This window comes from Helicobacter sp. 23-1048 (assembly GCF_053654545.1).
The window spans coordinates 1-22,465 of record NZ_JBSIUT010000003.1; the positions used below are offsets into that span (position 1 = coordinate 1).

Annotated in this window: 24 protein-coding genes; 16 read left to right on the forward strand and 8 right to left on the reverse strand. The window is 40.9% G+C overall.

Translation table 11 applies throughout. The annotated features are described in order from the left end of the window. Positions 1-239 precede the first annotated feature (239 nt). The 10 genes from ACWIWK_RS08160 to ACWIWK_RS08205 all read left to right on the forward strand — a co-directional run bounded on the left by ACWIWK_RS08160 (position 240) and on the right by ACWIWK_RS08205 (position 9,979). Positions 240-1,619 (forward strand): DUF3373 family protein, encoded by a 1,380-nt coding sequence (locus ACWIWK_RS08160; protein WP_454152307.1) that lies wholly within the window; start codon positions 240-242, stop codon positions 1,617-1,619. Positions 1,620-1,657: 38 nt separating this feature from the next. Then, a complete protein-coding gene (locus tag ACWIWK_RS08165; RefSeq protein WP_454152308.1) occupies positions 1,658-1,912 on the forward strand; it encodes a hypothetical protein in 255 nt (84 codons plus the stop codon). Between the two features lie 23 nt (positions 1,913-1,935). Then, entirely contained in the window at positions 1,936-3,609 is a 1,674-nt protein-coding gene (locus ACWIWK_RS08170) for a methyl-accepting chemotaxis protein (RefSeq protein WP_454152309.1), read from the forward strand. Further along, positions 3,599-4,357: a carboxy-S-adenosyl-L-methionine synthase CmoA gene (gene cmoA, locus ACWIWK_RS08175; RefSeq protein WP_454152310.1), complete on the forward strand. Its 759-nt coding sequence runs from the start codon at positions 3,599-3,601 to the stop codon at positions 4,355-4,357. Before ACWIWK_RS08170 ends, cmoA begins: the two co-directional genes overlap by 11 nt. 27 nt (positions 4,358-4,384) lie before the next feature. Further along, a complete protein-coding gene (gene moaC, locus ACWIWK_RS08180) occupies positions 4,385-4,864 on the forward strand; it encodes a cyclic pyranopterin monophosphate synthase MoaC (RefSeq protein ID WP_454152311.1) in 480 nt (159 codons plus the stop codon). Positions 4,865-4,958: 94 nt separating this feature from the next. Then, positions 4,959-5,132, forward strand: a complete 174-nt coding sequence (locus tag ACWIWK_RS08185) for a hypothetical protein (RefSeq protein WP_454152312.1) — start codon at positions 4,959-4,961, stop codon at positions 5,130-5,132. 112 nt (positions 5,133-5,244) lie between these two features. Beyond that, complete coding sequence (locus ACWIWK_RS08190; protein WP_454152313.1) at positions 5,245-5,544, forward strand: ATP-dependent Clp protease adaptor ClpS; 300 nt, start codon at positions 5,245-5,247, stop codon at positions 5,542-5,544. Positions 5,545-5,552: 8 nt separating this feature from the next. Next, complete coding sequence (locus ACWIWK_RS08195; RefSeq protein WP_454152314.1) at positions 5,553-7,811, forward strand: AAA family ATPase; 2,259 nt, start codon at positions 5,553-5,555, stop codon at positions 7,809-7,811. Continuing rightward, positions 7,798-8,607: a DUF815 domain-containing protein gene (locus tag ACWIWK_RS08200; RefSeq protein WP_454152315.1), complete on the forward strand. Its 810-nt coding sequence runs from the start codon at positions 7,798-7,800 to the stop codon at positions 8,605-8,607. The genes ACWIWK_RS08195 and ACWIWK_RS08200 overlap by 14 nt, the downstream gene beginning before the upstream one ends. Before the next feature lie 13 nt (positions 8,608-8,620). Beyond that, on the forward strand, positions 8,621-9,979 hold the full coding sequence (locus tag ACWIWK_RS08205) for an SH3 domain-containing protein (protein WP_454152316.1): 1,359 nt from the start codon (positions 8,621-8,623) through the stop codon (positions 9,977-9,979). A 4-nt stretch (positions 9,980-9,983) separates the two neighbouring features. On the opposite strand, the gene ACWIWK_RS08210 is transcribed toward ACWIWK_RS08205, so the two are convergent. Genes ACWIWK_RS08210 through rpmE form a run of 8 tightly spaced genes read right to left on the reverse strand, consistent with a single transcriptional unit; the run spans position 9,984 to position 16,797 of the window. After that, positions 9,984-10,322 (reverse strand): YraN family protein, encoded by a 339-nt coding sequence (locus ACWIWK_RS08210; protein ID WP_454152317.1) that lies wholly within the window; start codon positions 10,320-10,322, stop codon positions 9,984-9,986. 3 nt (positions 10,323-10,325) lie between these two features. Further along, the gene (locus ACWIWK_RS08215; RefSeq protein ID WP_454152318.1) at positions 10,326-11,621 is read right to left on the reverse strand and encodes a homoserine dehydrogenase; all 1,296 of its coding nucleotides are present in this window, start codon (positions 11,619-11,621) and stop codon (positions 10,326-10,328) included. Then, positions 11,608-12,822, reverse strand: a complete 1,215-nt coding sequence (locus ACWIWK_RS08220) for an LL-diaminopimelate aminotransferase (RefSeq protein WP_454152319.1) — start codon at positions 12,820-12,822, stop codon at positions 11,608-11,610. The genes ACWIWK_RS08215 and ACWIWK_RS08220 overlap by 14 nt, the downstream gene beginning before the upstream one ends. Positions 12,823-12,831: 9 nt before the next feature. After that, positions 12,832-13,641, reverse strand: coding sequence for a hypothetical protein (locus ACWIWK_RS08225; protein WP_454152320.1), 810 nt, complete (start codon positions 13,639-13,641; stop codon positions 12,832-12,834). 57 nt (positions 13,642-13,698) lie between these two features. Continuing rightward, positions 13,699-14,853: a hypothetical protein gene (locus tag ACWIWK_RS08230; protein WP_454152321.1), complete on the reverse strand. Its 1,155-nt coding sequence runs from the start codon at positions 14,851-14,853 to the stop codon at positions 13,699-13,701. 10 nt (positions 14,854-14,863) lie between these two features. Then, positions 14,864-15,652: a TrmH family RNA methyltransferase gene (locus tag ACWIWK_RS08235; protein WP_454152322.1), complete on the reverse strand. Its 789-nt coding sequence runs from the start codon at positions 15,650-15,652 to the stop codon at positions 14,864-14,866. Next, positions 15,649-16,563 carry a 16S rRNA (cytidine(1402)-2'-O)-methyltransferase gene (rsmI, locus tag ACWIWK_RS08240; RefSeq protein ID WP_454152323.1) on the reverse strand — a complete coding sequence of 305 codons (915 nt, stop codon included), beginning with the start codon at positions 16,561-16,563 and terminating at the stop codon, positions 15,649-15,651. Before rsmI ends, ACWIWK_RS08235 begins: the two co-directional genes overlap by 4 nt. 30 nt (positions 16,564-16,593) lie before the next feature. After that, complete coding sequence (gene rpmE, locus ACWIWK_RS08245; RefSeq protein ID WP_454152324.1) at positions 16,594-16,797, reverse strand: 50S ribosomal protein L31; 204 nt, start codon at positions 16,795-16,797, stop codon at positions 16,594-16,596. Between the two features lie 116 nt (positions 16,798-16,913). Between rpmE and ACWIWK_RS08250 the strand changes: the two genes are divergently transcribed. The 6 genes from ACWIWK_RS08250 to ACWIWK_RS08275 are packed head-to-tail and all read left to right on the forward strand — an operon-like array spanning position 16,914 to position 22,459. After that, entirely contained in the window at positions 16,914-17,615 is a 702-nt protein-coding gene (locus ACWIWK_RS08250; RefSeq protein ID WP_454152325.1) for a sulfite exporter TauE/SafE family protein, read from the forward strand. Continuing rightward, on the forward strand, positions 17,615-18,097 hold the full coding sequence (locus ACWIWK_RS08255; protein ID WP_454152326.1) for a tRNA (cytidine(34)-2'-O)-methyltransferase: 483 nt from the start codon (positions 17,615-17,617) through the stop codon (positions 18,095-18,097). Before ACWIWK_RS08250 ends, ACWIWK_RS08255 begins: the two co-directional genes overlap by 1 nt. A gap of 59 nt (positions 18,098-18,156) precedes the next feature. After that, complete coding sequence (gene hisS, locus ACWIWK_RS08260) at positions 18,157-19,479, forward strand: histidine--tRNA ligase (protein WP_454152474.1); 1,323 nt, start codon at positions 18,157-18,159, stop codon at positions 19,477-19,479. Positions 19,480-19,507: 28 nt separating this feature from the next. Further along, positions 19,508-21,304 carry a M3 family oligoendopeptidase gene (locus ACWIWK_RS08265; protein WP_454152327.1) on the forward strand — a complete coding sequence of 599 codons (1,797 nt, stop codon included), beginning with the start codon at positions 19,508-19,510 and terminating at the stop codon, positions 21,302-21,304. Further along, positions 21,301-21,792: a hypothetical protein gene (locus ACWIWK_RS08270; RefSeq protein ID WP_454152328.1), complete on the forward strand. Its 492-nt coding sequence runs from the start codon at positions 21,301-21,303 to the stop codon at positions 21,790-21,792. Before ACWIWK_RS08265 ends, ACWIWK_RS08270 begins: the two co-directional genes overlap by 4 nt. Continuing rightward, positions 21,785-22,459 (forward strand): DUF5644 domain-containing protein, encoded by a 675-nt coding sequence (locus ACWIWK_RS08275; RefSeq protein ID WP_454152329.1) that lies wholly within the window; start codon positions 21,785-21,787, stop codon positions 22,457-22,459. The genes ACWIWK_RS08270 and ACWIWK_RS08275 overlap by 8 nt, the downstream gene beginning before the upstream one ends. Positions 22,460-22,465: the final 6 nt, after the last annotated feature.

A 22,465-nucleotide genomic window follows, 5' to 3' on the forward strand; every position in this document is an offset into this window, starting at 1 on the left:
ATTGTCATATTGAGCGATAGCGAAATATCTCTTTAAGTTTTGAGATACTTCGGCTTAAAAGCCTCAGTATGACAAAGTAGCTTTGCGACAAATAACAAACGCAAACTACTTTATTTACAAAGAGCAATCTTTAAAAACTTAAGCAATCAAAAATAATGCCAAATTGATAATTTTTAGCAGAATCTAAGAAATTTTTTGCTACAATCGGTGGCTTTAATCTTAAATTTCAAGGAGTCACAATGAAAAAATTAGCACTGATATTCCCTCTAGCCTTTGGCTTTGTGTTTGGGAATGTAGAGAGTAGAGTAGCAGATTTAGAGGAGCGAATGGACGCCGTAGAGGTAGAGGCAGAGAGTTCAAAGGTAAAGTTTAGCCTAGAGTTTAACACAGCTCTTAATAACTTCCAAACAGATAGTTCTCGTGTGGGGCAATCTCGTGCCGAGCCACTCAAATGGGCGGCTTCGCTTTATCTTAATATGAATGCCAATGTAAATAAATACACCAAATTCACAGGACGCCTCTCAATGACTAAAGCCTTTGGCGACTTAGCGTGGAATCCAAATATTTATGCAGACCCATTCTCTGCTGGGCGCGGTGTAGGCGGGAGCTCGGCAGTGTATGTAGAGCGAGCGTATGTGGATTTATTCTTAGGTGATTATTTCGCGCTTACTTTTGGGCGATTGCCGAGCACTGATGGACCGGGCTCATTACTTCGTAATGGCTCTGCGCGTCTATCGACTTATCCCGCGCTTATGGTAAATGCGCTGGGCGATGGTGCGGTGCTTACTTATAAGCCATTGCCACATAGTGCAAGTGATGTGTATGTGCGAGTGGGCGTGGCTAAAGCCTATCAAGCTGTGTATGGAGCGGCTACAGAATCTGGTGGGTCTATCCTTGGTGGTGTTGGTATCAATAAGAGTGCTGATATGGATTTATGGTATGCAGGGATTGAGACTCCATTCCTCCCAAGTAGTGCAGGGAAAAGTTTGCTAATGCTTGGCTATATTTATTTAAGTAACTATTCTATACCAGATGCTGCGCTAGCAAACATAGTAACAGGCGATACAACCTTAAATGCTGCGCTAGGCACAGTCGCTACAAACAATAATACTCCAGGGAGGGCGAGCAGACTTGGAGATTTGCAATATATTAACCTCCATTTAGAGCATAACAACGCCTTTGGCTCGAATTTCCATTGGTTTGTGTCTTATTCTATGAATAATGGTGGCGCAGCTGGTGAGCTTGGTGCATATACACAAATGATAGCAATGGTTCCTCAGGTTCAACTTAACACTAATCAAGGCTGGGCAGCACATATCGGTGTGAGATACGACTTCTCTAGCCACTTTAAGCTAGGCTATGAATACTTCCACGGAAACAAAAACTGGTATGCGTTCTCACGCGTCTCTATCAACGACCCGTTTAATATCCGCAACACTCGCGGTGATGTGCACGATGTGTATATGCTTTTCCCAATCGATATATACCAATTCTTTAGACTAAGCTATACTTATCAATACACCGAGTATGATACGCCAAAGTTTCCAACCGTATCTGTGCGCTCTGATGGGCTAAAAAGTAGGCAAAATATCGCGCTAAGCTATACTTTACGCTTCTAAAAGCGATATATATATATATATTAAATGAGGAGAATAGAATGAAAAAAGTAATGCTAAAAACGACAATTTTGACGATGTTAGTAGTGGTAAGTTTGCCAAGTCTCTCTCTTGGTGCGTGCGCGGATTTGATGCAGAAGTATAATGCACCAGACCCCGCCCAAAAGACGATGAGTCAAGTGGCTCGCTGGGTAAAGCAAAAGGTAACTGATGCAAAAGACGCTAAAGAGCTGGAGTCTTGTATGCAGGCTCGCGCTGCGGATAATCCAAATAGAGAGCAAGTCGCTGGTAAATAAATAATCATCACTAGGGGTGTGAAATGGAACAATCCTCAAATCAAGCAGAGCCACAAGCTCTGCCACAAACTTCGCTCACGCCCAAAAAGGCAAAGAGAATTAGTAGCTTAGCCGCACGACTAAGCATTGGACTTGTAGTGCTCGGTGCGCATATCGTGCTACTTGGCGGGGCATTTCTGGGTATTAAAATCACTTCAGAGATACTCTTAGATAAGATAGATTCACTCAATGAATCTGTCATAGAAGCCAAAGGAGGGACGCAATCCTACGCAGACTTTATGGAGCAGTTTGAGTTTATCGGCACGATTAACGAGCGCGTTATCAAATTCCTACTTAACCCCGATGAGGAAAACAAAGCAATCATTATGCAAATGACACAAAGCTGGAATGAGAGCTTTATCAAAAATAATGAAAATTTGCAAGAGTTTTATCCGCGCATTCAAAGCGCATTACAGACAAACAACATACGACAGGGCTTCATCGATGTGGAGAATATCTTTGCTGAGATTTATAATAGACTTATAGAATACACTTCTACAGATGTCGATACCATTAACCAAAAGATGAGCGTAGCGGTGGAAGAGATTGAGAGTATCGGCTCTAGCACGGCTACACAGCTTACCGTGTATCTGTATTTGTTTATAGCGATATTTTTCTTAACCGCGGTAAATATCTTTTTCTTCTTGCGGATATTACGCAAGTTTAGTGCGGATTCTAAGGTTATCGTGGATTATTTAAAACGCACGAGCAAAGATGCAGATTCTATCAAAAACGCCAAGCGATTAGAAATCAAGCGTGAAGATGGCGATGAGGTGCAAACGATAAGCGACTTTATCAATGTCTTTATCGCTAAAATGCAACAAACTATCGACATTTCTGGGAGTGCCACACGAGAAATCGGCAAACTCAATAGCTCTGTCTCAGCTCTCCAAACAAATATCACAAAGATAATCCAAAAGACTAATGCCAATGTGGAAGTGGGCGGTGCGATTAACACGGGACTTGATAACAATGTCTCTTTGGCAAATGATTCCCAAAGTAAGGTAATGCAAAGTCGCGACTCACTCGAGCAAGCTGCCGAGCACCTCCATACGCTACTAGGCGAGCTAGAGCAAGCCGTGCAAAACCAAGATGAGCTCAACGAGCGATTAGAGGGACTTTCAGAATCTATCACGCAAATTAAAGATGTAAGCTCTTTAGTCTATGATGTCGCAGACCAGACAAACCTCCTCGCGCTCAATGCCGCCATTGAAGCTGCGCGAGCGGGCGAGCACGGGAGAGGATTCGCCGTGGTGGCTGATGAAGTGAGAAAGCTCGCAGAGAAAACTCAAACTTCACTCCAAGAAATCGAAGCACGCATTAACACAGTGGTGCAAAACCTAAGCGAAATCGGAGAATCTATCAAAGCAAGCACGAAAAACTTCAACGAGCTCAACCACGAAGCCGAAGTCTCTAAGAGCAACATTGAATCTATCCAAAGCTTTATGGCAGAAGTCATCGAATCTATCAAGGCACAAAGCGAAAGTTCCATAGGCTTAGGCACGCAAACGCGAGACATTATCAACGAGCTTAATGAAATCAATAAACTCCTCCAAGAGATTTTTGAAGTCATCACCTATGTAACCAAGCGTAGAGATAGATTGGCACAAAGCGATGAAGCCCTTAATAAAGTGCTAAGCTCCTTTGATGCCAAATAAACGATACAACGCTCACAAAGATACACTTTTCACACAAAGCGTGAGCGAAAAATTTAGCTTTAATGAGCAAGTCGCAACCGTGTTTGATGATATGATTACGCGTTCTGTGCCCTTTTATAAGCAGACTTTGGAGCTGTGCGTGGAGTTCTTAGCACTGCACCTGAGCGGGCTTAATGGCGTGAAAACCCCGCGCGTGTATGACATTGGGTGTTCAAATGGGAATCTGCTTATTGGCTTAGCCCAAAAATTGTGCGAGATAGGAGTTAAAAGCGAGTGTATCGGCATTGATAACTCAAAGGCGATGATACAATCTGCCAAACTCAAAGCCAAAGCCTATAACGCAAAAATTACTTTTGAATGTGTGGATTGCTTGCAAAGCAAACTTTTAGAATGTAGCGCGATAGTGAGTAATTACACTTTGCAATTTATCCGCCCGCCTTTGCGTGCAGGGCTTATCACAAAGATTTATAACGCGCTTCATAGCGGGGGAATCTTTATAATGAGTGAAAAAATGGCAAGCGTTGATAGGCTTTTTGATTCCCAAATGATTACACTCTATCATAATTATAAAGCGCGCAATGGCTACTCGCAAACTCAAATCGCCAAAAAGCGCGAGGCGTTAGAAAATGTGCTTGTGCCTTATAGCTTGGAGGAAAATGTCGCGTTGCTTAAAGACGCGGGGTTTAAGAGCGTGGAAGTGCTCTTTAAATGGGTGAATTTCGGCACGCTCATCGCGCGCAAGGGCTAGAATTATGAAGTTTTAAGGAGAAGTGAAATGGCAGAGCTTACGCATTTAAACCAAAACAACAATCCCACAATGGTCGATGTGAGTGAAAAAAACATAACAAGCAGGCTTGCACGCGCAAGTGGCACAATCACAATGAGCGAGGACGCCTATAACGCGGTGGTGCAAAACACGGCTAAAAAAGGTCCTGTGATTCAAACTGCCATTATCGCGGCAATCAGCGCGGCAAAAAACACACCAACCGTGATACCAATGGCACACCCGCTTTTTATTAGCAAGGTTAATGTAGAGATTACACCATTGGAACGCGCGTGTGGATTTAGCGTGGAAGCGGTGGTGAAATGCGAGGGTAAGACAGGCGTGGAAATCGAGGCGTTGCACGCGGTGAGCATTGGACTTCTTACGATGTATGATATGCTTAAAGCCATTGATAAAGCAATGGTGATAAGCGATATAAGGCTTTTGGAAAAAAGTGGTGGCAAAAGTGGAGAGTATAAAGCTTATAAATAATATTTATTTATAAAGTTATTTTATCATTACCGATATTTCACTCTCTTATGAAATATAAGACTTAAAGAATATATACAATAAACAAAGGAATGTAATGACAAAAAAGTTTATCATTTTTTTAGGACTTTTTATTGGGGTGTTGTTTGTGGCGGAGTATTTTATACTAGGAAATACGATACTCTCATCACTAAGCAATGAAAACCCTCTAAGACCTCAAAGCAGTGAGGATTTTTGCTCAAAATATCCACGACATAGAGCGTGCTTTTGATTTAAGGTGGCATATTGCCTTAAGTTTGTATAAAATCGTTTTTTGATAGCATAATTTTGCGTTGCTTGTGGTAAAATGCTTAGCAAAAATACCTACGCAAAGGATTAGGCAAATGCCACAAATAAGCCAAGAGAGTTTAACCGAGATTTTTTTAGAAGAGCCAAGCCTCTTTCGCGTGCTTTTACTCAATGACGATAAGACAACAATGGAATTTGTGGTATTTGTGCTGGTAGAAATCTTTGATAAAACTAGCGATGAGGCTATCAAAGTAATGCTTCAAATCCATAAAGAGGGCTCTGGAGTGTGCGGGATTTATACTTATGATGTGGCTGAGCTTAAAGCCAATCAAGTGGTAGAAATCGCACGCCAAAAGGGTTACCCGCTCCGCGTAGAAATCGAAGAAATCATCTAAGGAAGCCTATGACTGATAGCCTTAATCACATCATCAAAAGAGCCCAAGACATCGCAAGGGAAATGAAACATAATATTCTCACCACCGAGCATATTTTTTTAGCGATTTTATGCGAGCAAAGCGGGAGCGATTTTTTATCGCGTTGCGGTGGGAATCCTGTGTGGATGGGCGAGAATATCTCAAATTACCTCAAAAAATATATCCCAACTTCTGTGCGCTTAAATGCCAATCCTATCCATACGCCAGCTCTCAAGCGCGTGTTTTCACTAATGTATCATTTAAAATCCCAACGCACCAATAATCGCCAAAATGAAGTGAGTGATTTTGTCGTGGCGGTTTTAGAGGAGGATTGCTTTAGCGCGAGAATCTTGCACGCACAAGGGATTGACCATTATAGCATTCGCGCTTGCTTAAACCAAATGCAAGGCGAGAGCGAAGAGACTGAGGGCGTGGAGTTTGAAGTCAAAAACAGCCCAGATTCTCAAAAGAAAGAGAGCTATCTCGCACAATTTGCCAAAAACCTCACAAAAGCGGCAAAAGACGGCAAGATTGACCCCATTATCGGGCGCGATGAGGAGATTTTACGCATTAGTGAGATTTTGTGTCGGCGCAAGAAAAATAATCCAATCTTAATCGGGGAATCTGGCGTGGGTAAAAGCGCGATTGCAGAGGGCTTGGCATTAGAGATTAGCCAAAGGCGCGTGCCAAAGACCCTGCACAACGCGCAAGTGTTTATGCTTGATTTAGCGTCAATGGTCTCAGGGAGCAAGTATCGAGGCGACTTTGAAAAGCGACTAAAAGGCGTGTTAAAGGAGTTAGAGGGCATTAAAGATAGCATTGTGTTTATCGATGAGATTCACACAATCGTGGGCGCGGGCGCGGCAAATAGCTCAAGCCTTGATGCGTCAAACTTGCTGAAACCAGCATTAGCAAATGGCACGCTTCGTTGCATTGGTGCGACTACTTTTAATGAGTTTAAGCAGACTTTTGATAAGGATAAGGCATTGCTTCGTAGATTTTCTAAAATCGAGGTAAAAGAGCCCAGCTTAGAGGATTGTTATAAAATTTTAGACGGGCTTGCGCCTATTTATGAGGAATATCACGGCGTGAAATACACACAAGGTGCTGTGAGAGCGTGTGTGGATTTATCTCATCGCTACATTAGTGATAAGTTTTTGCCTGATAAGGCGATTGATTTGCTTGATGAGAGTGGGGCGTTTTTTAAGATTAAAGAGAGTGGCAAGAAACTCATTTCGCCCAAAGATATAGAATCTATCATTTCAAAAACCGTGCATATTCCAAAATCTCGCATTAACAATGATGAGGGCAAGATTCTCAAAAATCTTGATAAGAAACTAAAAGAGCGTATTTTCGCCCAAGATAAAGCCATTAGCGAAGTGGTGCGTGTGATTAAGAAAAACAAAGCGGGGCTTGGCGAAGTCAATAAACCCATTGGAAGTTTTGTGTTTGCAGGACCAAGTGGCGTGGGGAAAACGGAGCTTAGCATAGAGCTTGCTAAGGCGTTGGGTATTGAGTTTGTGAAGTTTGATATGAGTGAGTATATGGAGGCGCATTCGATTTCGCGCTTAATCGGTGCACCCGCTGGATATGTGGGCTTTGAGCAGGGGGGATTGCTGGTAGATAGCATTCGCAAGAAGCCTTATTGTGTGTTGTTGCTTGATGAGATTGAAAAAGCGCATAGTGATATTTATAATGTGCTTTTGCAAGTGCTTGATTCTGCAAGTTTGACTGATAATGCGGGCAATAAGGCGGATTTTAAAAATGTCATTGTCATTATGACGAGCAATGCAGGGAGCAAAGAGGGCAATACACTTGGCTTTAATATGGATAATAAGGGCAAGAGTGAGGGCGCGATTAAAGAGCTTTTCTCACCAGAGTTTCGCTCACGCCTTGATGGCGTGGTGCATTTCGCTCCACTTGGAATCGCACAATACAAACTTATCGCGAAGAAGTTTTTAGCAGATTTGAGTGCGCAACTCGCTCAAAAGCGCATTACCCTTATCCCTGATAATAAGGCATTGGAGTTTTTAGCAACGCGTAGTGTGGATAATGCGCTGGGCGCACGCGAAATTAAACGGCTTATTGATGCACAAATTAAAATGCCACTGAGTGATGAGATTTTGTTTGGCGCGCTTAAAAGAGGTGGCGATGTGCAAATTAGCGTCAAAAATAACGCCCTAAGTCTTAAAGTAGTGGCAAAAGATTCTCCAAAAAACGCTCATAAGTTACTTGATGAAGTGCTTTGAGATTGACTTTGAGCGCGTAAAAGCCTGCGTATATAGAAGCGAATATGATGGCTATGGTGGGTATTTCCACCCGATAGTAGAGTTTGAGAATCTTTGCCTTAAATCATTTTTAGGCATTGATGAAATCCTCCAAACACTCCAAAACAACACAGATAATTTTTTGGCTGGTAATGACGCCTCAAATGTCTTACTTTGGGGAGCTAGAGGCTGTGGGAAAAGCTCAAGTATCCGCGCTGTTTTAACGCATTGTTTGCTTGCTGATAATCCCAAAAGTGCAAGTCAAGAGCAAAATCCTCAATGCCTTTTACGCGTGATTGAGATTCCTAAAATCGGGATTGAGATTTTGCCAATGACGCTGGACCTCGTCCGTTCCCTGCCGTATAAATTTATTATTTTTTGTGATGATTTGTCTTTTGGTGCGGGAGATGAGAGCTATAAGGCGTTAAAAAGTATTTTAGATGGAGGATTTGAGGCACGCGCAAGCAATGTGCTTTTTTATGCGACTTCTAATATGCGTCATTTGCTTTTGGAGGAATATGCCCAAGATACGCTCCATTTAGATGATAAAAAAGATGAGATTATCGCACTAAGCGATAGATTTGGGATTTCTATGGGGTTGTATTCGCTTGGTAGTGAGGATTTTATGCGTATTGTTAATAGCGAGCTTTCCTTTAATGCGGGCATTAGCGATGAAGCTCTGCGTCAAAAAGCACTGAACTACGCCACTCAAAAGGGCAGTCGTAATGCCAGAGTGGCAAAAGAGTTCGCCAAACTCTATAAAAACCACCTTATTTAACGAGGGATAAATTTTGCGAATCATTATTTTTGCACTACTAGCCTTGCTTTTTAGTGCTTGTGTGAGGGTAGATTCCGATGGATTGGCTGTCATTATAGAGCCAAAAGAGTTGCGTGAATTTTCTCAAGACCCGCTTTTTTATTACAAACTTCAAAGCCAACAAGACTTCCTAACAGATGAAAAATTAAGCAAGGAGGAAATCACAAGGCTTAAAAAGCAATATTTGGAGAGCCTTTTTTTGCCTTGGAGTGAAAAACCAAACAAAAACAAAAAAGAGGTATTTTGGATAACGCCTAATTTTGTCAAACTCCTTATGAGTAGCTATGGCGAGAATCTTAAGCCCTACACACAAAAGCAAGCCCAAGATTTGCTTGATTCTATGCGTTTAAACGCCTATCCAAGCGTAAATAAAAAAGCAATCATCACAAAAACCACGAGCGTGCGTGTCGTGCCTAGTATTCTGCCACGATTTAGCACGCAATATGGCTATCCCATTGATAGGTGGCAAAATTCGCTTATCTTTGCGGGCACGCCCGTGCTTGTAACGCATTTTGATAGCTCAAGGCGATTTTTGCATATCCAATCTGGCTTTGTGTATGGTTGGGTGGAGTCAAGTGATGTCGCCTTTGTCAGTGAAAAAGATGAAAAAAAGATACGCGACTTTAGCGATTATGTCGCTACGAATGTGGAATCTACGCATTTATTAGATTCTACAAATGGCTATATCACCACTGCGAGGCTTGGGCAAGTCTTTGCCTTCAACCAAAAAGGGAGCAACACAAAAGAATATGAGCTCTACACCTATATCCGCCAAGATAATGGCTATGTAAAAATTATCACTACAAAAAGCAAAAAGAGTAATTTTACGCCTTTTCCACAGGATTTTAACAAAGAAAAAATCGCCACACTTCTTAGTCAAGTAATGGGGAAGCAATATGGCTGGGGTGGGCTTTATGAGGAGCGTGATTGCTCGGCATTGGTGCGTGATATATACGCGCTAAATGGCATTTTTTTGCCACGCAATTCTAAGGCGCAAGGGTTTTTTGGCAAAATGCACCAAGATATAAGCGCACTTAGCTTAGAGGAAAAAGAGGAGTATATCATCACTAATGGCGAACCTTTTTATACGATTTTGTGGTTGCAAGGGCACATTGCGATTTATATTGGCACATATAAGGGCAAGGCGATGGTTGCGCATAGTTCGTGGGCAATCAATGAGGGCAAAAGCAAAAAAGTGCTTGGTGGGATAGTTATCACAGATTTACACATTGGCGGGAAAGAAAATTCACTTTTGCTTCGCATTGGTGCGATGAGCAATCTACGCCATATACGAGAGAAAATTTTGCAAAGTCCCAAGCCACTTGCGCGTTAGATTCTCATATTTGTGTGATATTTTCTAATAACTCATAGCGCGGTTGCTTGTCATACCTAATGATGAGTGCATCGAGGCAATAGGGCAGTTTGCTAGGATTTTTAAGCTCATAGAGATTGATAGCTTTAATAAGTCTTTTGATTTTTGTATGTGTGAGGTTTTGGGTTGGCTCGAAGTTTTGCCCGCTTTTTACTTCGATAAAGTGCAAGATTCCAGCTCTTTTTGCCACGATGTCAATCTCTCCATATCGTGCGAAAAAGTTGCGCTCAATAATCTCAAAGCCCATAGAGTGCAAAAATACGCAAGCCTCTTGCTCTGCCTCTTGTCCTTTTTGTTTGCTCATTGGCTATTCCATACGGATTTTGTAGGGTTTTTGCAGGATAGAATCTAAGTCCTCTAATGCTTTAAGCGCATTGTTAATGTCAGATTCTTTGCTTGTGTGAGTAGAGAAAAGGAGCTTTGCCACGCCCACTTCATCGCCTTGCTTTTGCAAAAACACTTTGATAGAAATGTTATTTTGACCGAGTATTTGTGTGATTTTGCTAAGCACACCGGGCTTATCTTGCGTGTAGAGACGAATATAGTAGCGCGAGAGAATTGCATTTGGCTTTTTTAGTGTGATAGTGGATTTGGTATTTTTGTTTTGAGGGAGTATGTCGGCGCAAGATTCCTGCTTGCCACGCCAATTTCGTGCAATCTCCATTAAATCAGCAATCACGGAGCTTGCCGTAGCTTCACCTCCCGCTCCCGCTCCATAATACATAGATTCTCCCACGCAATCCCCAACCACACTAATGCCATTCATCACGCCACCCACTTTGCTAATCATAGAATCTTTGCGAATAAGTGTGGGATGCACGCGCAATTCAAGTGTTTGTTTGTCGCGTTTGGCAATGCCTAGAAGTTTAATCACATAGCCAAACTCCTTTGCAAAGTCCATATCATCACTCGTAATCCCCTCAATCCCCTCAATGACAATATCTTGTGGCAGAGCATCAATCCCAAAGGCAAGTGAGGCAAGGATAAGGAGCTTGTGCCCAGCGTCCATTCCGTTAATATCAAGCGTTGGGTCGGCTTCGGCATAGCCGAGATTTTGTGCTTCTTTGAGTGCATCTTGGAAATTTTTGTTTTCTTCAAACATTTGCGTTAAGATATAATTGCTCGTGCCATTTAATATGCCACGAATTGCAAGGATTTCATTCGCACAAAGCCCATCTTTGAGTGCGCGAATAATGGGAATCCCGCCACCTACACTTGCTTCAAAGCCAATGGGTGTGCTTTTGGCAATTTGCCTTAAAGAAGCGCGATGATAGGCGAGCATTGCTTTATTTGCTGTGATAAATGCCTTTTTTTGCGTGAGTGCCCTTTGTGCTACTTGATATGCGAGTTCCACTCCGCCCATAAGCTCGATAACCACATCAATGCTCTCATCATTGAGCACGCAATCTATGTCGTTTTCCAAAGGAATGTGAATGCCATTGAGGGCTTTTTTTGACTTTTCTATGTTGCGCGTTATGGCTTTTTTGATGATGAAATTTACACCACAGCGAGCACGAATAAGCTCCTTGTTTTGCTCTAAGATTCTTATTACTGCGCTGCCGACTACACCAACGCCAATAATCCCTATGTTAAGTGTTTGCATTGGCTTTTAAAAATGTTTTGAGATTTTTTGCTGCTTGGCGGATTCTGTTTTCGTTTTCAATGAGGGCAATGCGCACAAATCCCTCACCATTATGCCCAAAGCCAACGCCCGGACTAACAGCGATTTTTGCTTTTTCTAAGAGTTGTTTGCTAAACTCCATACTGCCCAAATGCGCCATACATTCTGGCAACCTTGCCCAAATAAACATACTTGCTTTTGGTTTGTTCATTTTCCAGCCAGCTTCGCCAAAGGATTTGATAAGCACTTCCATTCGTTTTTCATATTTTGCCTTTATTTCTTGCACGCACGACTGGTCTTCATTGAGTGCGATAGTCGCAGCAATTTGCATAGGCGTGTAGATTCCATAATCTAGCCAGCTTTTAATCTTTTGTAAGGCTTCTACCATTTTTTTATTCCCTACGACAAAGCCCACGCGCCAACCAGCCATATTGTAAGTCTTGCTTAGTGTGTAGCATTCCACAGCGACATCTTTTGCCCCTGCAACTTCAAAAATACTTGGCGTTTTATACTCTCCAAAGCAAAGCTCCGCATACGCAATATCGCTAATAATGTAAAATCGCTCTTGTTTTGCAAGTGCGACTAGCCGCTCATAAAAACTTTTATATGCAATCACGGTGGTTGGGTTGTGAGGGAAATTTACCACGACAAATTTTGGCTTTGGCAAGCTCTCACGCAACAATACATTAAGTTTGCTAAAAAAATCCTCTTCGTTAATCTCCATATTCTCATTCCACGAGATAGGGAAACTAAGTGCGTTCGCACCTTGTAAGATAAAGGCATAAGAGTGGATAGGATAGGCTGGCTCTGGGATTATAGCAGTATCGCCCGGATTGGTAATCGCCTGCACCAAATGCGCATATCCCTCTTTGCTTCCCATTGTTACACAGGCTTCTAAATTTGGGTCTAAATCCACATTGTAAGTGCGCTTATACCAATCACACACAGCAAGGCGGAGCTTGTAGATCCCCTTGCTTACTGAGTAGCCGTGATTTTTTGGTTTATTTGCAGCTTCACAGAGTTTATCGATTATGTGTTGCGGGGTCGCTCCATCTGGGTTGCCCATACTAAAGTCAATGACATCTTCGCCATTTTGGCGCATTGCTAGCTTAATTTCGTTGATGGCGGCAAAGACATATTTTGGCAGTCGCTTAATTTTTTCAAACTCAATTTCATCAAACATCGCTTCCCCCTAGTTAAATTGCGCGGTTATACCCTTTTTAAGATTGCTTGGGTTGTTTGCATCAGTAATATATACAAAGCTCACGCCCTGAGGGATTTTAACGCTTGTGTTATTTTGTGGGCTTTTGGATTCTAAAATCGTATCAACAATGACTAAATTTCTATCATAGAGCACTATTCGTGGATACCACTTTTGTGGGTTGGAGATTTGAAGCGTGCCTTGTGTTTGGATATTTATCCAATATTGCCCGCTGACATCACGCAATGGTGTGCTTTGAGCTGGGGTGAGTGTGGTGGAGTTTGGAATCTGGAGCGATTCAAGCTCGAGGAGATACTCCCATTTTTGCAAACTCACACGCTTAATGTCAATGCAGTTAAGCCCACGCTTCTGTGCTGCGGATACGATGACTAATGGGTCTGGAGCGTGCTCGGTGCTAAAGGTAAAGGTGATAGAAGCCAAGCCGTTATTGTATTGAGCCTTTTGGACATTAAAGTAGGTGTAGCCCATTGTGGTTAAAATATCATTAGTAGTGCGACTAAGCAAAATAGGACTTGTGCGCGCAGAAAATGTGAGATTAACCTCAGCTGGAGCAGAAAATTTCAAATGAAGCAAACCATTATTTTTAAGCGATTGGACAATTTTGGCAATATTGAGGCTACCATTGGTGTAAAAGGAATTTTTATCGGCAAAAATTTTATTGATAAAATTACTATTAGCCGAATACTCACGCTCGCCCATAAGCCCCCTTACCTTGTCGCTTAAGACATCACTAAAGCACACATTTGACAACAAACACAACACAAACACAACTCTTTTCATTTCTTTAATCAAACACTCCAAAGTTATAAAATTCCATAGAATCTAGCGATTACGATTCTACCATCTATCCACAGGATTAAGCTGTCTATAAGTGGTATAGTTGATTTCTTTGATTTCGTTTCCATCAAAGTATAAGCGCACAAATTGTCGCGCCTTATAAGTAATCCTTTGTCCTTTAAATGTCAAAGTAAAATCATTATGTCCAAAGACAAACACCATAGGCTTATCAAGTGTGAAATCGTGTGCGTTGCGAAGTGTCATTTGACTTGAAGTTTTTGTTTCTAAATTTACCACGCCAACCCAAAGCTCGACACTTGGCACGACTCTTGCGACATTTGCTGGAATAGGAGTGTTATCTAGTGGCTGATTTTGAGAGAGCTCATTTTGCGCATTTTGGGTATTTTGCTCGGATTGAGATTCTTGCTCTAATGTATTGGATTCATTGTGGTTTGTTTGTGTTTCTTCGTTGTTTGAGTCGCTTAGTCTATCATTAAGGCTAAGATTTGGCGTTTCTTGCTCATTTGGTTGGTCTGTTTCTTGTGTTTCTTGTGGTTGGTTTGTCTCATCTGTAATATCTTGTGTTTGTTCGGAATCTTGTGGGTTTTGCTCTTGTGGTTGCTCGTTAGATTGTGATTCTTGTGAGGGAGTGTTAGTGAAAGTATATGATGGCGTGTTTGAACCCACACCCTCTTGGAAAAACATTTTATATCCTAATACGCCCACAATGCCAATAATGATGACTATAAGAATGATGAAAAAAGCGAAGTTCCCACCTTTTTGGGAATCTTCTTCATCAGGCGTATTATAAGATTCCAATTTGGGGAGCTTAAGCGATTCGATATTTGTTTTAACCTTTTGTATGGGTTTATCTTTTTGTGCCTTAGCAGCTTTCTTTTTTATATCAATCTCATCAATCACTTCAGCTTGCTTTGCTTTTTGGACTTGTTGTTCGGTTTGTGGGGTATCTTGGGTATCCAAAGGTTCTTGATTATGAAACTTCCCATAAAGTCTTAGCCATTCAGTCAAATCGACACTATACTCACGCTCTAAAATGTGAATAAACCCTTGCGCTCGCACTCTGTCAATCTTTTCAAATCGCTTGTTTAAAATATCTTCAATACGATTTATAGTGAGTCTTGTGGTCTTGCTAATGTCTTTCGCTCCGATTTGTTTTAACTCCTCTAAAACCTCATCTAATGTTTTTTGCGCCATTGTTCGTCCTTTAATTAAGTAGTCTATCTAGCAAGATTATCGTTGCGTGTGCGACATTAAGCGAATCAAAATCCCGCTTAATGCGAACACATACACGCAAGTCCATTCTTTGCAAAAATTTCTCTGAGAGTCCATCTCCCTCGCTACCCACGCATAAAACCCACTTTTGCAATCGCTCATCTTGTGCTGTTTGTAATGGTGTGCTTTGTAAAATGCCTATTGTATCTATTTTTGGTAATTTTTGTGCGTTCTTTTTGCACACTTGAGTTAAACTTTGGCGAATTTTTACCACATTTTCTCCAGCCATATCCGCTCCAAGAAGTGTAAAGTTTGCCATTTTAAGTTCATTTAAACAATCAAACGCATTAGGGATAATGCAAAAAGGCATATCTAGTAGTGCCCCACTGCTAGAGCGCACGATGCCCTCAATGGCATTTTGGTGGAGGTTACTCTGCGCTAAGATAACGCCACAAGCACCTAAACAATACGCGCTTCTTACAATCGAGCCAATGTTACCCACATCACTCAACCCAACGAGCATTAAGAGATTCTCAAAACCTTTCATCATACTAAGTGGCGTAGGATTAAGCGGGGTGATTTTAGCAAAGATTCCTTGATGATTGCGTCCGTGTGCGAGGGCTTGGGCTTTTTTGTTATCAAGGACTATGATTGGCTTGTTTGCGCTCTTTAGTATGCTAAATATCTCTTTTGGTAGTTGTTTAGCGACATAGATTTCTTGGATTTTGTCTTTGTGGTGTGTGATTGCATAGAGCACGGGTTGTTTGCCAAATATTATCATCGCATTGCCTTGTGTGTGAGTTGAGAATCTTCTTTTGCTTTGGGTGTGGTATTTATGAGTTCTTCATAGCATTGTTTAATGGGCTTATTAGTGAGCTTTGAGAGAAGTTTTGCTTTAATTTTTGGGGTAATGTCAAGCTCTAAAATATCATTTACACTGAGATTCCCAGCGTTTGGAAAAATCAAATGTTGAGAATCGCTTTTTGCGTTATAAATACAAAAAACCCACTCCCCACAGATTTTTTTAGAATCTAGTTGTGCTAAAACCTCTCGTGCAACCCCAAAAAATCGCTCCTCATACATTTTGCTTATCTCTTTACACACACACAAATATGCTTTTGGTAGGCACTTTTGAATATCTTGTAGGCTTTGGATAAGTCTATGTGGGCTTTCATAAAAGACACAAGGCACATTATAATGTGCCAACTGGTAGAAAATTTCTTGTCTTTGTGATTGTTTGTGTGGCAAAAACCCCCCAAAATAAAACGCATTTGATTCTATCCCGCTACTTGCAAAGCATACATTAAGCGCACTTGAGCCGGGCAATACTTCATAAGGAATAGCATTTCGTATGCAAAACTCTACCAACTTTGCTCCTGGGTCGCAAATACAAGGCATTCCCGCATCGCTTATATAAATGACATTACTATCAAAAAACGCGGGCTTAAGTGTGGCGATAAAATCCCGTTGATTGTGCGAATGAAATGGGAGAAATTTTTTATTTTCTAAGATATTCGTGGGTGGTGTGGAAGTAATTTTAGCAAATAGATTTTTTGATTCTAAGAGCGTGTAGAGCTTTTTTGCTACTCTTGTGTCTTCGCAAAGCACAATTTGCGCGTTTAAGAGTATCTCCAAGCCCCGCAGGCTTATATCAAAGAGATTGCCGATGGGGGTGGGGAGTAAAATAAGCATTTATAGCGAGTTGGAGTGTATAAATGCGAGCTATTTAAGGTTGTATTTTTGGCGAAATTTCTCTACGCGCCCTGTCGCATCAGCGATTTTATCACTCCCTGTATAAAACGGGTGGCAAAAACTTGAAATATCAATCCTTAATTCTGGCTTTGTGCTTAGCACTTCGATTTCCTTGCCACTTGTTACGCAAGTAACTTTGCAAGGCACATATTGTGGGTGAATATCTTTTTTCATTGTGATTCCTTAAATGATTAGATGTCTTTATTGGGATAAGCGTGGCATTGTAACAAAAAATCTATTAAAAAGTGTTAAAATTTTGCACATTCATTGCAAATTTTGAAAGGAAAGATATGGGGTATATTGAGTTAAGCAGTGTATTTGGCATAGCACTCTTAGCCTCTTTTAGTCATTGCGTTGGAATGTGCGGTGGGATTGTGATTTCGCTTGCAAACACAAGACTTATCAAAGAATCTTCTCCTAAAAAAGTGGCATTTGCGCACTTGCTGTATGTGGTTGGCAGAGTGAGCGTGTATATGCTTTTAGGTGCTATTGCTGGGGGGATTGGTATCATTTTTAATGCAGTGTTGGATTTGAAGATTCCTATCTTGTTGGGCGTGAATATTTTGCTTATAGTTTTTGGCTTTTGTTTGGCGTTTTTGCCCCATATTATACGAGTATTTGAGCCCAATATCAACAAAGATTCTCTTGTGTTTCGCACCATTGCGCCCATTTTTAGTGCGCTTTTACATTCGCGTTTGAGCGTGTCGTTTTTTTTGCTTGGAGCATTAAATGGAATCTTGCCCTGTGGCATTGTGTATTATTTTTTACTCACTGCTTTGGCAAGTGGTGGAGCACTTAATGGAGCGTTAGTAATGGGTGCTTTTGGGCTCGCTACAATAGTTGTGATGTATCCTTTTGCTTTTTTTTCAAGTGTGTTTATGCGATTTTTTCACGCTAATAAGGCAGTGTTTGCTTATTTGGCTGCGGGAGCGATGATGGGATTTGGTGTGTATGGCGTTGTAAATGGGTTAAGTATGATGGGGGTGCTATAATGATTCATATTGTGCTCGTTGAGCCACAGATTCCACAAAATACGGGCAATATAGGGCGTTTGTGCGTGGCAACTAACGCAATGCTTCATTTAATCAAACCGCTTGGATTCTTAACTTCGCAAAAAGAGTTAAAACGCGCAGGATTAGATTATTGGCAGCATTTAAGCGTGAAAGAATGGGAGAATTTGGAGGATTTTTGGGAATCTCACCCTATTGCAAATACCAAAGAGCAAGCCCAAAAGCACTTTTTCTTTAGCACAAAGGCACAAAAACTCCATTATGAAGCAAGTTTTGGTAAAGAGTGTTATTTATACTTTGGGCGTGAGGATGCGGGGATTGATGAGCGTATTTTAACCCAAAACATCAATGCAATTTACAAACTTCCTATGAGTAAAATTGCGCGAAGCATCAATTTAGCTACCTGTGTGGGAGCAGTGCTTTATGAGGCATTGCGACAAAATGGCTTGTATGAGAAATTTTAACACCAAAATGCGCGCTAAGTTTGTTATAATGCTAAGAAAAAAATTTAGGAGTTGATATGCTGGTTACTCCGCGTGTCTTAAGTGGCTTTAAAGATAGATTACCAAAAGAATCAATGACAAAAAATATGCTTCTAGGGAAGGTGAGTGAAGTGTTTTTGAAGTTTGGTTTTGTGCCCATTGAGACACCGCATATTGAGTATGCAGACATTTTGGTGAAGCAAGGCAGCGAGGAGATTCAAAAAGAACTTTATCGTTTCAACGATAAAGGCGGGCGTGATGTGGCATTGCGCTTTGATTTGACCGTTCCCTTAGCGCGTTTTATTTCTCAATATCAAAACGAGTTGCAACTACCATTTAAGCGGTATGCCATTGGCAATGTGTTTCGCGGCGAGAGGGCACAAAAGGGTAGATATAGGGAATTTACACAATGTGATTTTGATTTTATTGGGAGTGAATCTCTTTCGTGTGATGCTGAGATTGTGCAAGTGATTTATGCTTCGTTGTGTGCGATTGGGATTGATGAGTTTAGTATTTGGATAAATCATAGAAAAATTTTAAATGGCATTTGCAAGCATTTTGGCATTACAGAATCTAAGGCGATAAATGCTACACTGCGCGTGATTGATAAACTTGATAAAATTGGCAAAGAGAGTGTAGTCGCCGAGTTGGAATCTGAAGTTGGGATAACCCAAAAAACAGCAAAGAATATTTTACACTACACTTCTATCAAGCAAAATGGCGAGAGTGGAGAGTTTTTTAAAAGTATCGCATTTTTAAAAGAATGGAATGATGAGTTAAAAAGCGGGATTGAGGATATTGAGCAGCTGTATGAGATTCTTAGTTTGTTGCAAATGGATAAGGATTGCTATCGCGTGAATTTTTCCATTGCACGCGGGCTTGGATATTACACAGGAATTGTGTATGAGAGCGTTTTGACGCGCTTGCCAAGTGTAGGGAGTGTGTGCTCTGGAGGGCGGTATGATGACTTAACCAAGACTTTTTCTAAGCAAAAGATGAGTGGAGTGGGCGCGTCTATCGGTATTGATAGATTATTAAGCGCGATGAAAGAGCTTGAAATGATGAAAAACAATTCCACTTCGGCACGCGCGTTGCTCGTGTGTATGGATAATGCGTATCTTGCTTACACGCACGCATTAGCAGAGTCGTTGCGCCGCTCTGGAATCTCTGTCGAAGTATATCCAGATATTACGCGATTAAAAAAGCCATTTAGCTATGCTAATGCACTTGGACACGAGTTTGTGTTGGTGGTTGGAGAGAGTGAGTTTGCCACAAAGACTATCACACTTAAAAATATGACAAGTGGAATGCAAATGGAAGAAATTAGCTTTTTAAAAGCATTAGAATTGCTAAAACAAGACTAAAATTATAAAAAACTTCTAAGGAAAAACAATGAATGCAACAATCTCACCAAAACCGCTAAAAAACACACATTTACCAAAACAAAATGAGTGGAATCTCAATGCACTTTTTACCTCACGCCAAAATGCAAAATCTGCTTGCGAAGATACACTACAAGCAGCAAAGAACTTCAATAAACACTATCAAGGCAAGCTAGGCAGCATTGCTCCAAAGGATTTTGAGCGTGTTTTAACCCAATATGAGCAACTTTGCGAGAATCTTGGTGGAGTGATGACTTATGCGTTTTTGCTTTTTGCTAAAGACACTAATAATGGTGCGCTTTATGCGGATTTTGAGCAACGCGTAAATAAAGCGCAAAATGAATTGCTATTTTTTGAATTGGAGCTTGCCAAGCTCGATAGCACAATTATAGAACAAATCGCCAATTGCGCGCCAAGATATGCCTTTTATGTGCAAAAAATCAGCGAGCAGGCGAAATACACCCTTAGCCTTAAAGAAGAACAAGTGCTTTTAAAAACTTCTCCCATTAGCACAAATGCTTTTTCGCGACTCTTTGATGAGCATTTAGCTCAAGCACGCTTTAAATGCAGGGGTAAAAAACTCAACGAGGAGCAAATATTAGCACTTCTGCATAACCCTGATAGAATCACACGCAAACAGGCACAGAAATCTTTTAGCGCGGGGTTAAAAAAATCTCGCCATTTATTAAGCTATATTTTAAACATTGTGCGAAAAGATGTCGCAATCACAAAGGAATTACGCGGGTATGAAAAGCCAGAGAGCTTTAGGCATATTGCAAATTGCATTACGCAAAAAAGTGTCGATGCGCTTGTGGATTGTGTGAATGCAAATTATAAAGTCGTGCATAAGTATTATGCAATCAAAGCAAAACTAATGAATATAAAAACACTTAAAGATTACGATAGATACGCTCCTTTAGAGTTTAAGTATCCAAAACAAAAAGCCACACTTACCTATCAAAGTGCGCTTGGTGAAGTGTTAGAATCTTTTAGTAATTTTTCTCCCACATTTGCTTCAATCGCTTACAAGGCGATTAAAGAGGGCTGGGTAGATTCTCACCCAACGCCAAATAAACGAGGCGGAGCGTTTAGCCATAGTGCTATCCCGCGCGCGCATCCCTATGTGCTATTAAATTGGACGGGTAATCGCAGGGATACTTTTACCATAGCGCACGAGTTTGGGCATATGATACACCAAGAGTTAAGCAAGCAAGTGGGCTATCTTAACGCAGACACGCCACTCACTACCGCAGAGACAGCATCAGTGTTTGCTGAAATGTTGCTTTTTGATTCAATGAAGCAAAAGCTTAATAAAACGGAGCTTTTAGAGCTTTATGCGGGTAAATTAGAGGACATTTTTTCTACGCTGTTTCGCCAGATTGTGATGACAAATTTTGAACGCGCCATCCACGCCAAAGATGGTGAGTTAAGCCCAGAGGATTTTGATACAATTTGGGAGGAGCAAAACGCTAAAATGTTTGGTGATTCCTTGCGACTCACCAAAAATTATGCAGGTTGGTGGTGCTATATACCGCATTTTATTCACTCGCCATTTTATTGCTATGCGTATAGCTATGGGCAGTTGCTTGTGCTCGCACTCTTTGGGCTCTATAAAATGACACAGGGCAATAAAGCCAAAAGGGAAAAATTTATCCAAACATACATTGGCTTTTTGTCTCGTGGTGGAAGTTTAAGCCCAAAAGAACTTATTAAGGAGTTTGGCTTTGATATTGATGATTGTGCGTTTTGGGACATTGGTATGAATGAAGTTAAAAAAATGTTTAGTGAGTTTGAGGAACTTTTATGATTATAAAAAACGCAAAACTACGACATTTATTGACAAAGCACGCAAAGGAGTTTTTAATCCTGTTGGTGGAGCAAAAAATCTCATTTTCTATCTTATGCGACATTAGCAAGACAGATTTTAATCCTCCATTGCCAGAGGATATAGCCAAAGGACTAAATGATTTGACTTTGTTTATTTTGGCTGGTTATACATTTGAGAGTATTGATTTTGGAGTGAGCGGGATAAGTTTTGAAGCGGGCTTTGGCGAGCAAAACTTTGGGAGTTTGGTAAGTATTGAATATGAGGGAATCGTGCAGATTCTCCTCCAAGATGAGCAACTTTTAAAAGAAATTTCACTTTTTGTCAATGTCGCAAATGCGCAACTTTATAGTGATTTTGATAGCATACAAGAAGATTTTAGAGATTTAGATTTCTCTATGCAAATGCTCTCAAGCAATCCTGAAAACTCTTATCTTTTTAGCAAAAAAAAAGGAGATAAAAATGAGTAGTTTTATTCCACATATTCCACCAAATACCATAGCACTTAAAGTGTTTAGATTCCATCAGGGCAGGGATTATCTCCCTTATTATGAAAAGATAGATTTTCCCTATAAGCAATCCAGCACGCTTAGCGAGTTGTGCGAGTTTTTGACGCATAATTTACGCGATTTGGGTTTAGATGAAGTGTGTTTGCGCGTCAATAGCGTGAGTGTATTGGAGGATTTGCCCATTAGTGAATTAGTGGGCGAGTTTGGGAATGCGTGGATTCTTAGCCCGCTTTGTGAGAAATTCGCACTCAAGGATTTTGTGCTTGATTTTAGCGTGTATGATGAAAGATATGCAGAATTTTTTGCCCAAATGCCATTTATCACAAAGGAGCACAAAAGTGAATTAAGAGGTTTTTTAAAATATAATTTTCTCTCCGCACTTTGTGAATGTGAGGATTTTATTGATGAGTATTTGGGCGATGGATTTTTCCTCTATGTCGCGCATTTGAGCGAGCTTTATCCCACCCATAAAAAAGAGCTTTTGGATTTTATTTGTAATGCTTCTAGTGGGATTTTGAATTTTGTTAGCCTTGATAGGGCGATGTATCCTTTTGGTTGGCACAACAGCAAGCCATTTTTTACTATCATTAAAGAACATTTTGCTAAAGAGTGTTCTGGTGCGAATTAAGGAGGA

Excerpts from the sequence above, each read along its gene's own strand:
- ACWIWK_RS08250 (WP_454152325.1), top strand. The coding sequence starts at position 16,914 with ATGGGGTATATTGAGTTAAGCAGTGTATTTGGCATAGCACTCTTAGCC.
- ACWIWK_RS08195 (WP_454152314.1), top strand. The coding sequence starts at position 5,553 with ATGACTGATAGCCTTAATCACATCATCAAAAGAGCCCAAGACATCGCA.
- ACWIWK_RS08265 (WP_454152327.1), top strand. The coding sequence starts at position 19,508 with ATGAATGCAACAATCTCACCAAAACCGCTAAAAAACACACATTTACCA.
- rsmI (WP_454152323.1), bottom strand. The coding sequence starts at position 16,563 with ATGCTTATTTTACTCCCCACCCCCATCGGCAATCTCTTTGATATAAGC.
- ACWIWK_RS08165 (WP_454152308.1), top strand. The coding sequence starts at position 1,658 with ATGAAAAAAGTAATGCTAAAAACGACAATTTTGACGATGTTAGTAGTG.
- ACWIWK_RS08275 (WP_454152329.1), top strand. The coding sequence starts at position 21,785 with ATGAGTAGTTTTATTCCACATATTCCACCAAATACCATAGCACTTAAA.
- ACWIWK_RS08235 (WP_454152322.1), bottom strand. The coding sequence starts at position 15,652 with ATGATAATATTTGGCAAACAACCCGTGCTCTATGCAATCACACACCAC.
- ACWIWK_RS08185 (WP_454152312.1), top strand. The coding sequence starts at position 4,959 with ATGACAAAAAAGTTTATCATTTTTTTAGGACTTTTTATTGGGGTGTTG.
- moaC (WP_454152311.1), top strand. The coding sequence starts at position 4,385 with ATGGCAGAGCTTACGCATTTAAACCAAAACAACAATCCCACAATGGTC.
- ACWIWK_RS08270 (WP_454152328.1), top strand. The coding sequence starts at position 21,301 with ATGATTATAAAAAACGCAAAACTACGACATTTATTGACAAAGCACGCA.
- ACWIWK_RS08200 (WP_454152315.1), top strand. The coding sequence starts at position 7,798 with ATGAAGTGCTTTGAGATTGACTTTGAGCGCGTAAAAGCCTGCGTATAT.
- cmoA (WP_454152310.1), top strand. The coding sequence starts at position 3,599 with ATGCCAAATAAACGATACAACGCTCACAAAGATACACTTTTCACACAA.
- ACWIWK_RS08255 (WP_454152326.1), top strand. The coding sequence starts at position 17,615 with ATGATTCATATTGTGCTCGTTGAGCCACAGATTCCACAAAATACGGGC.
- ACWIWK_RS08220 (WP_454152319.1), bottom strand. The coding sequence starts at position 12,822 with ATGTTTGATGAAATTGAGTTTGAAAAAATTAAGCGACTGCCAAAATAT.
- ACWIWK_RS08210 (WP_454152317.1), bottom strand. The coding sequence starts at position 10,322 with ATGAGCAAACAAAAAGGACAAGAGGCAGAGCAAGAGGCTTGCGTATTT.
- ACWIWK_RS08170 (WP_454152309.1), top strand. The coding sequence starts at position 1,936 with ATGGAACAATCCTCAAATCAAGCAGAGCCACAAGCTCTGCCACAAACT.
- ACWIWK_RS08230 (WP_454152321.1), bottom strand. The coding sequence starts at position 14,853 with ATGGCGCAAAAAACATTAGATGAGGTTTTAGAGGAGTTAAAACAAATC.
- ACWIWK_RS08215 (WP_454152318.1), bottom strand. The coding sequence starts at position 11,621 with ATGCAAACACTTAACATAGGGATTATTGGCGTTGGTGTAGTCGGCAGC.
- rpmE (WP_454152324.1), bottom strand. The coding sequence starts at position 16,797 with ATGAAAAAAGATATTCACCCACAATATGTGCCTTGCAAAGTTACTTGC.
- ACWIWK_RS08190 (WP_454152313.1), top strand. The coding sequence starts at position 5,245 with ATGCCACAAATAAGCCAAGAGAGTTTAACCGAGATTTTTTTAGAAGAG.
- ACWIWK_RS08160 (WP_454152307.1), top strand. The coding sequence starts at position 240 with ATGAAAAAATTAGCACTGATATTCCCTCTAGCCTTTGGCTTTGTGTTT.
- ACWIWK_RS08225 (WP_454152320.1), bottom strand. The coding sequence starts at position 13,641 with ATGAAAAGAGTTGTGTTTGTGTTGTGTTTGTTGTCAAATGTGTGCTTT.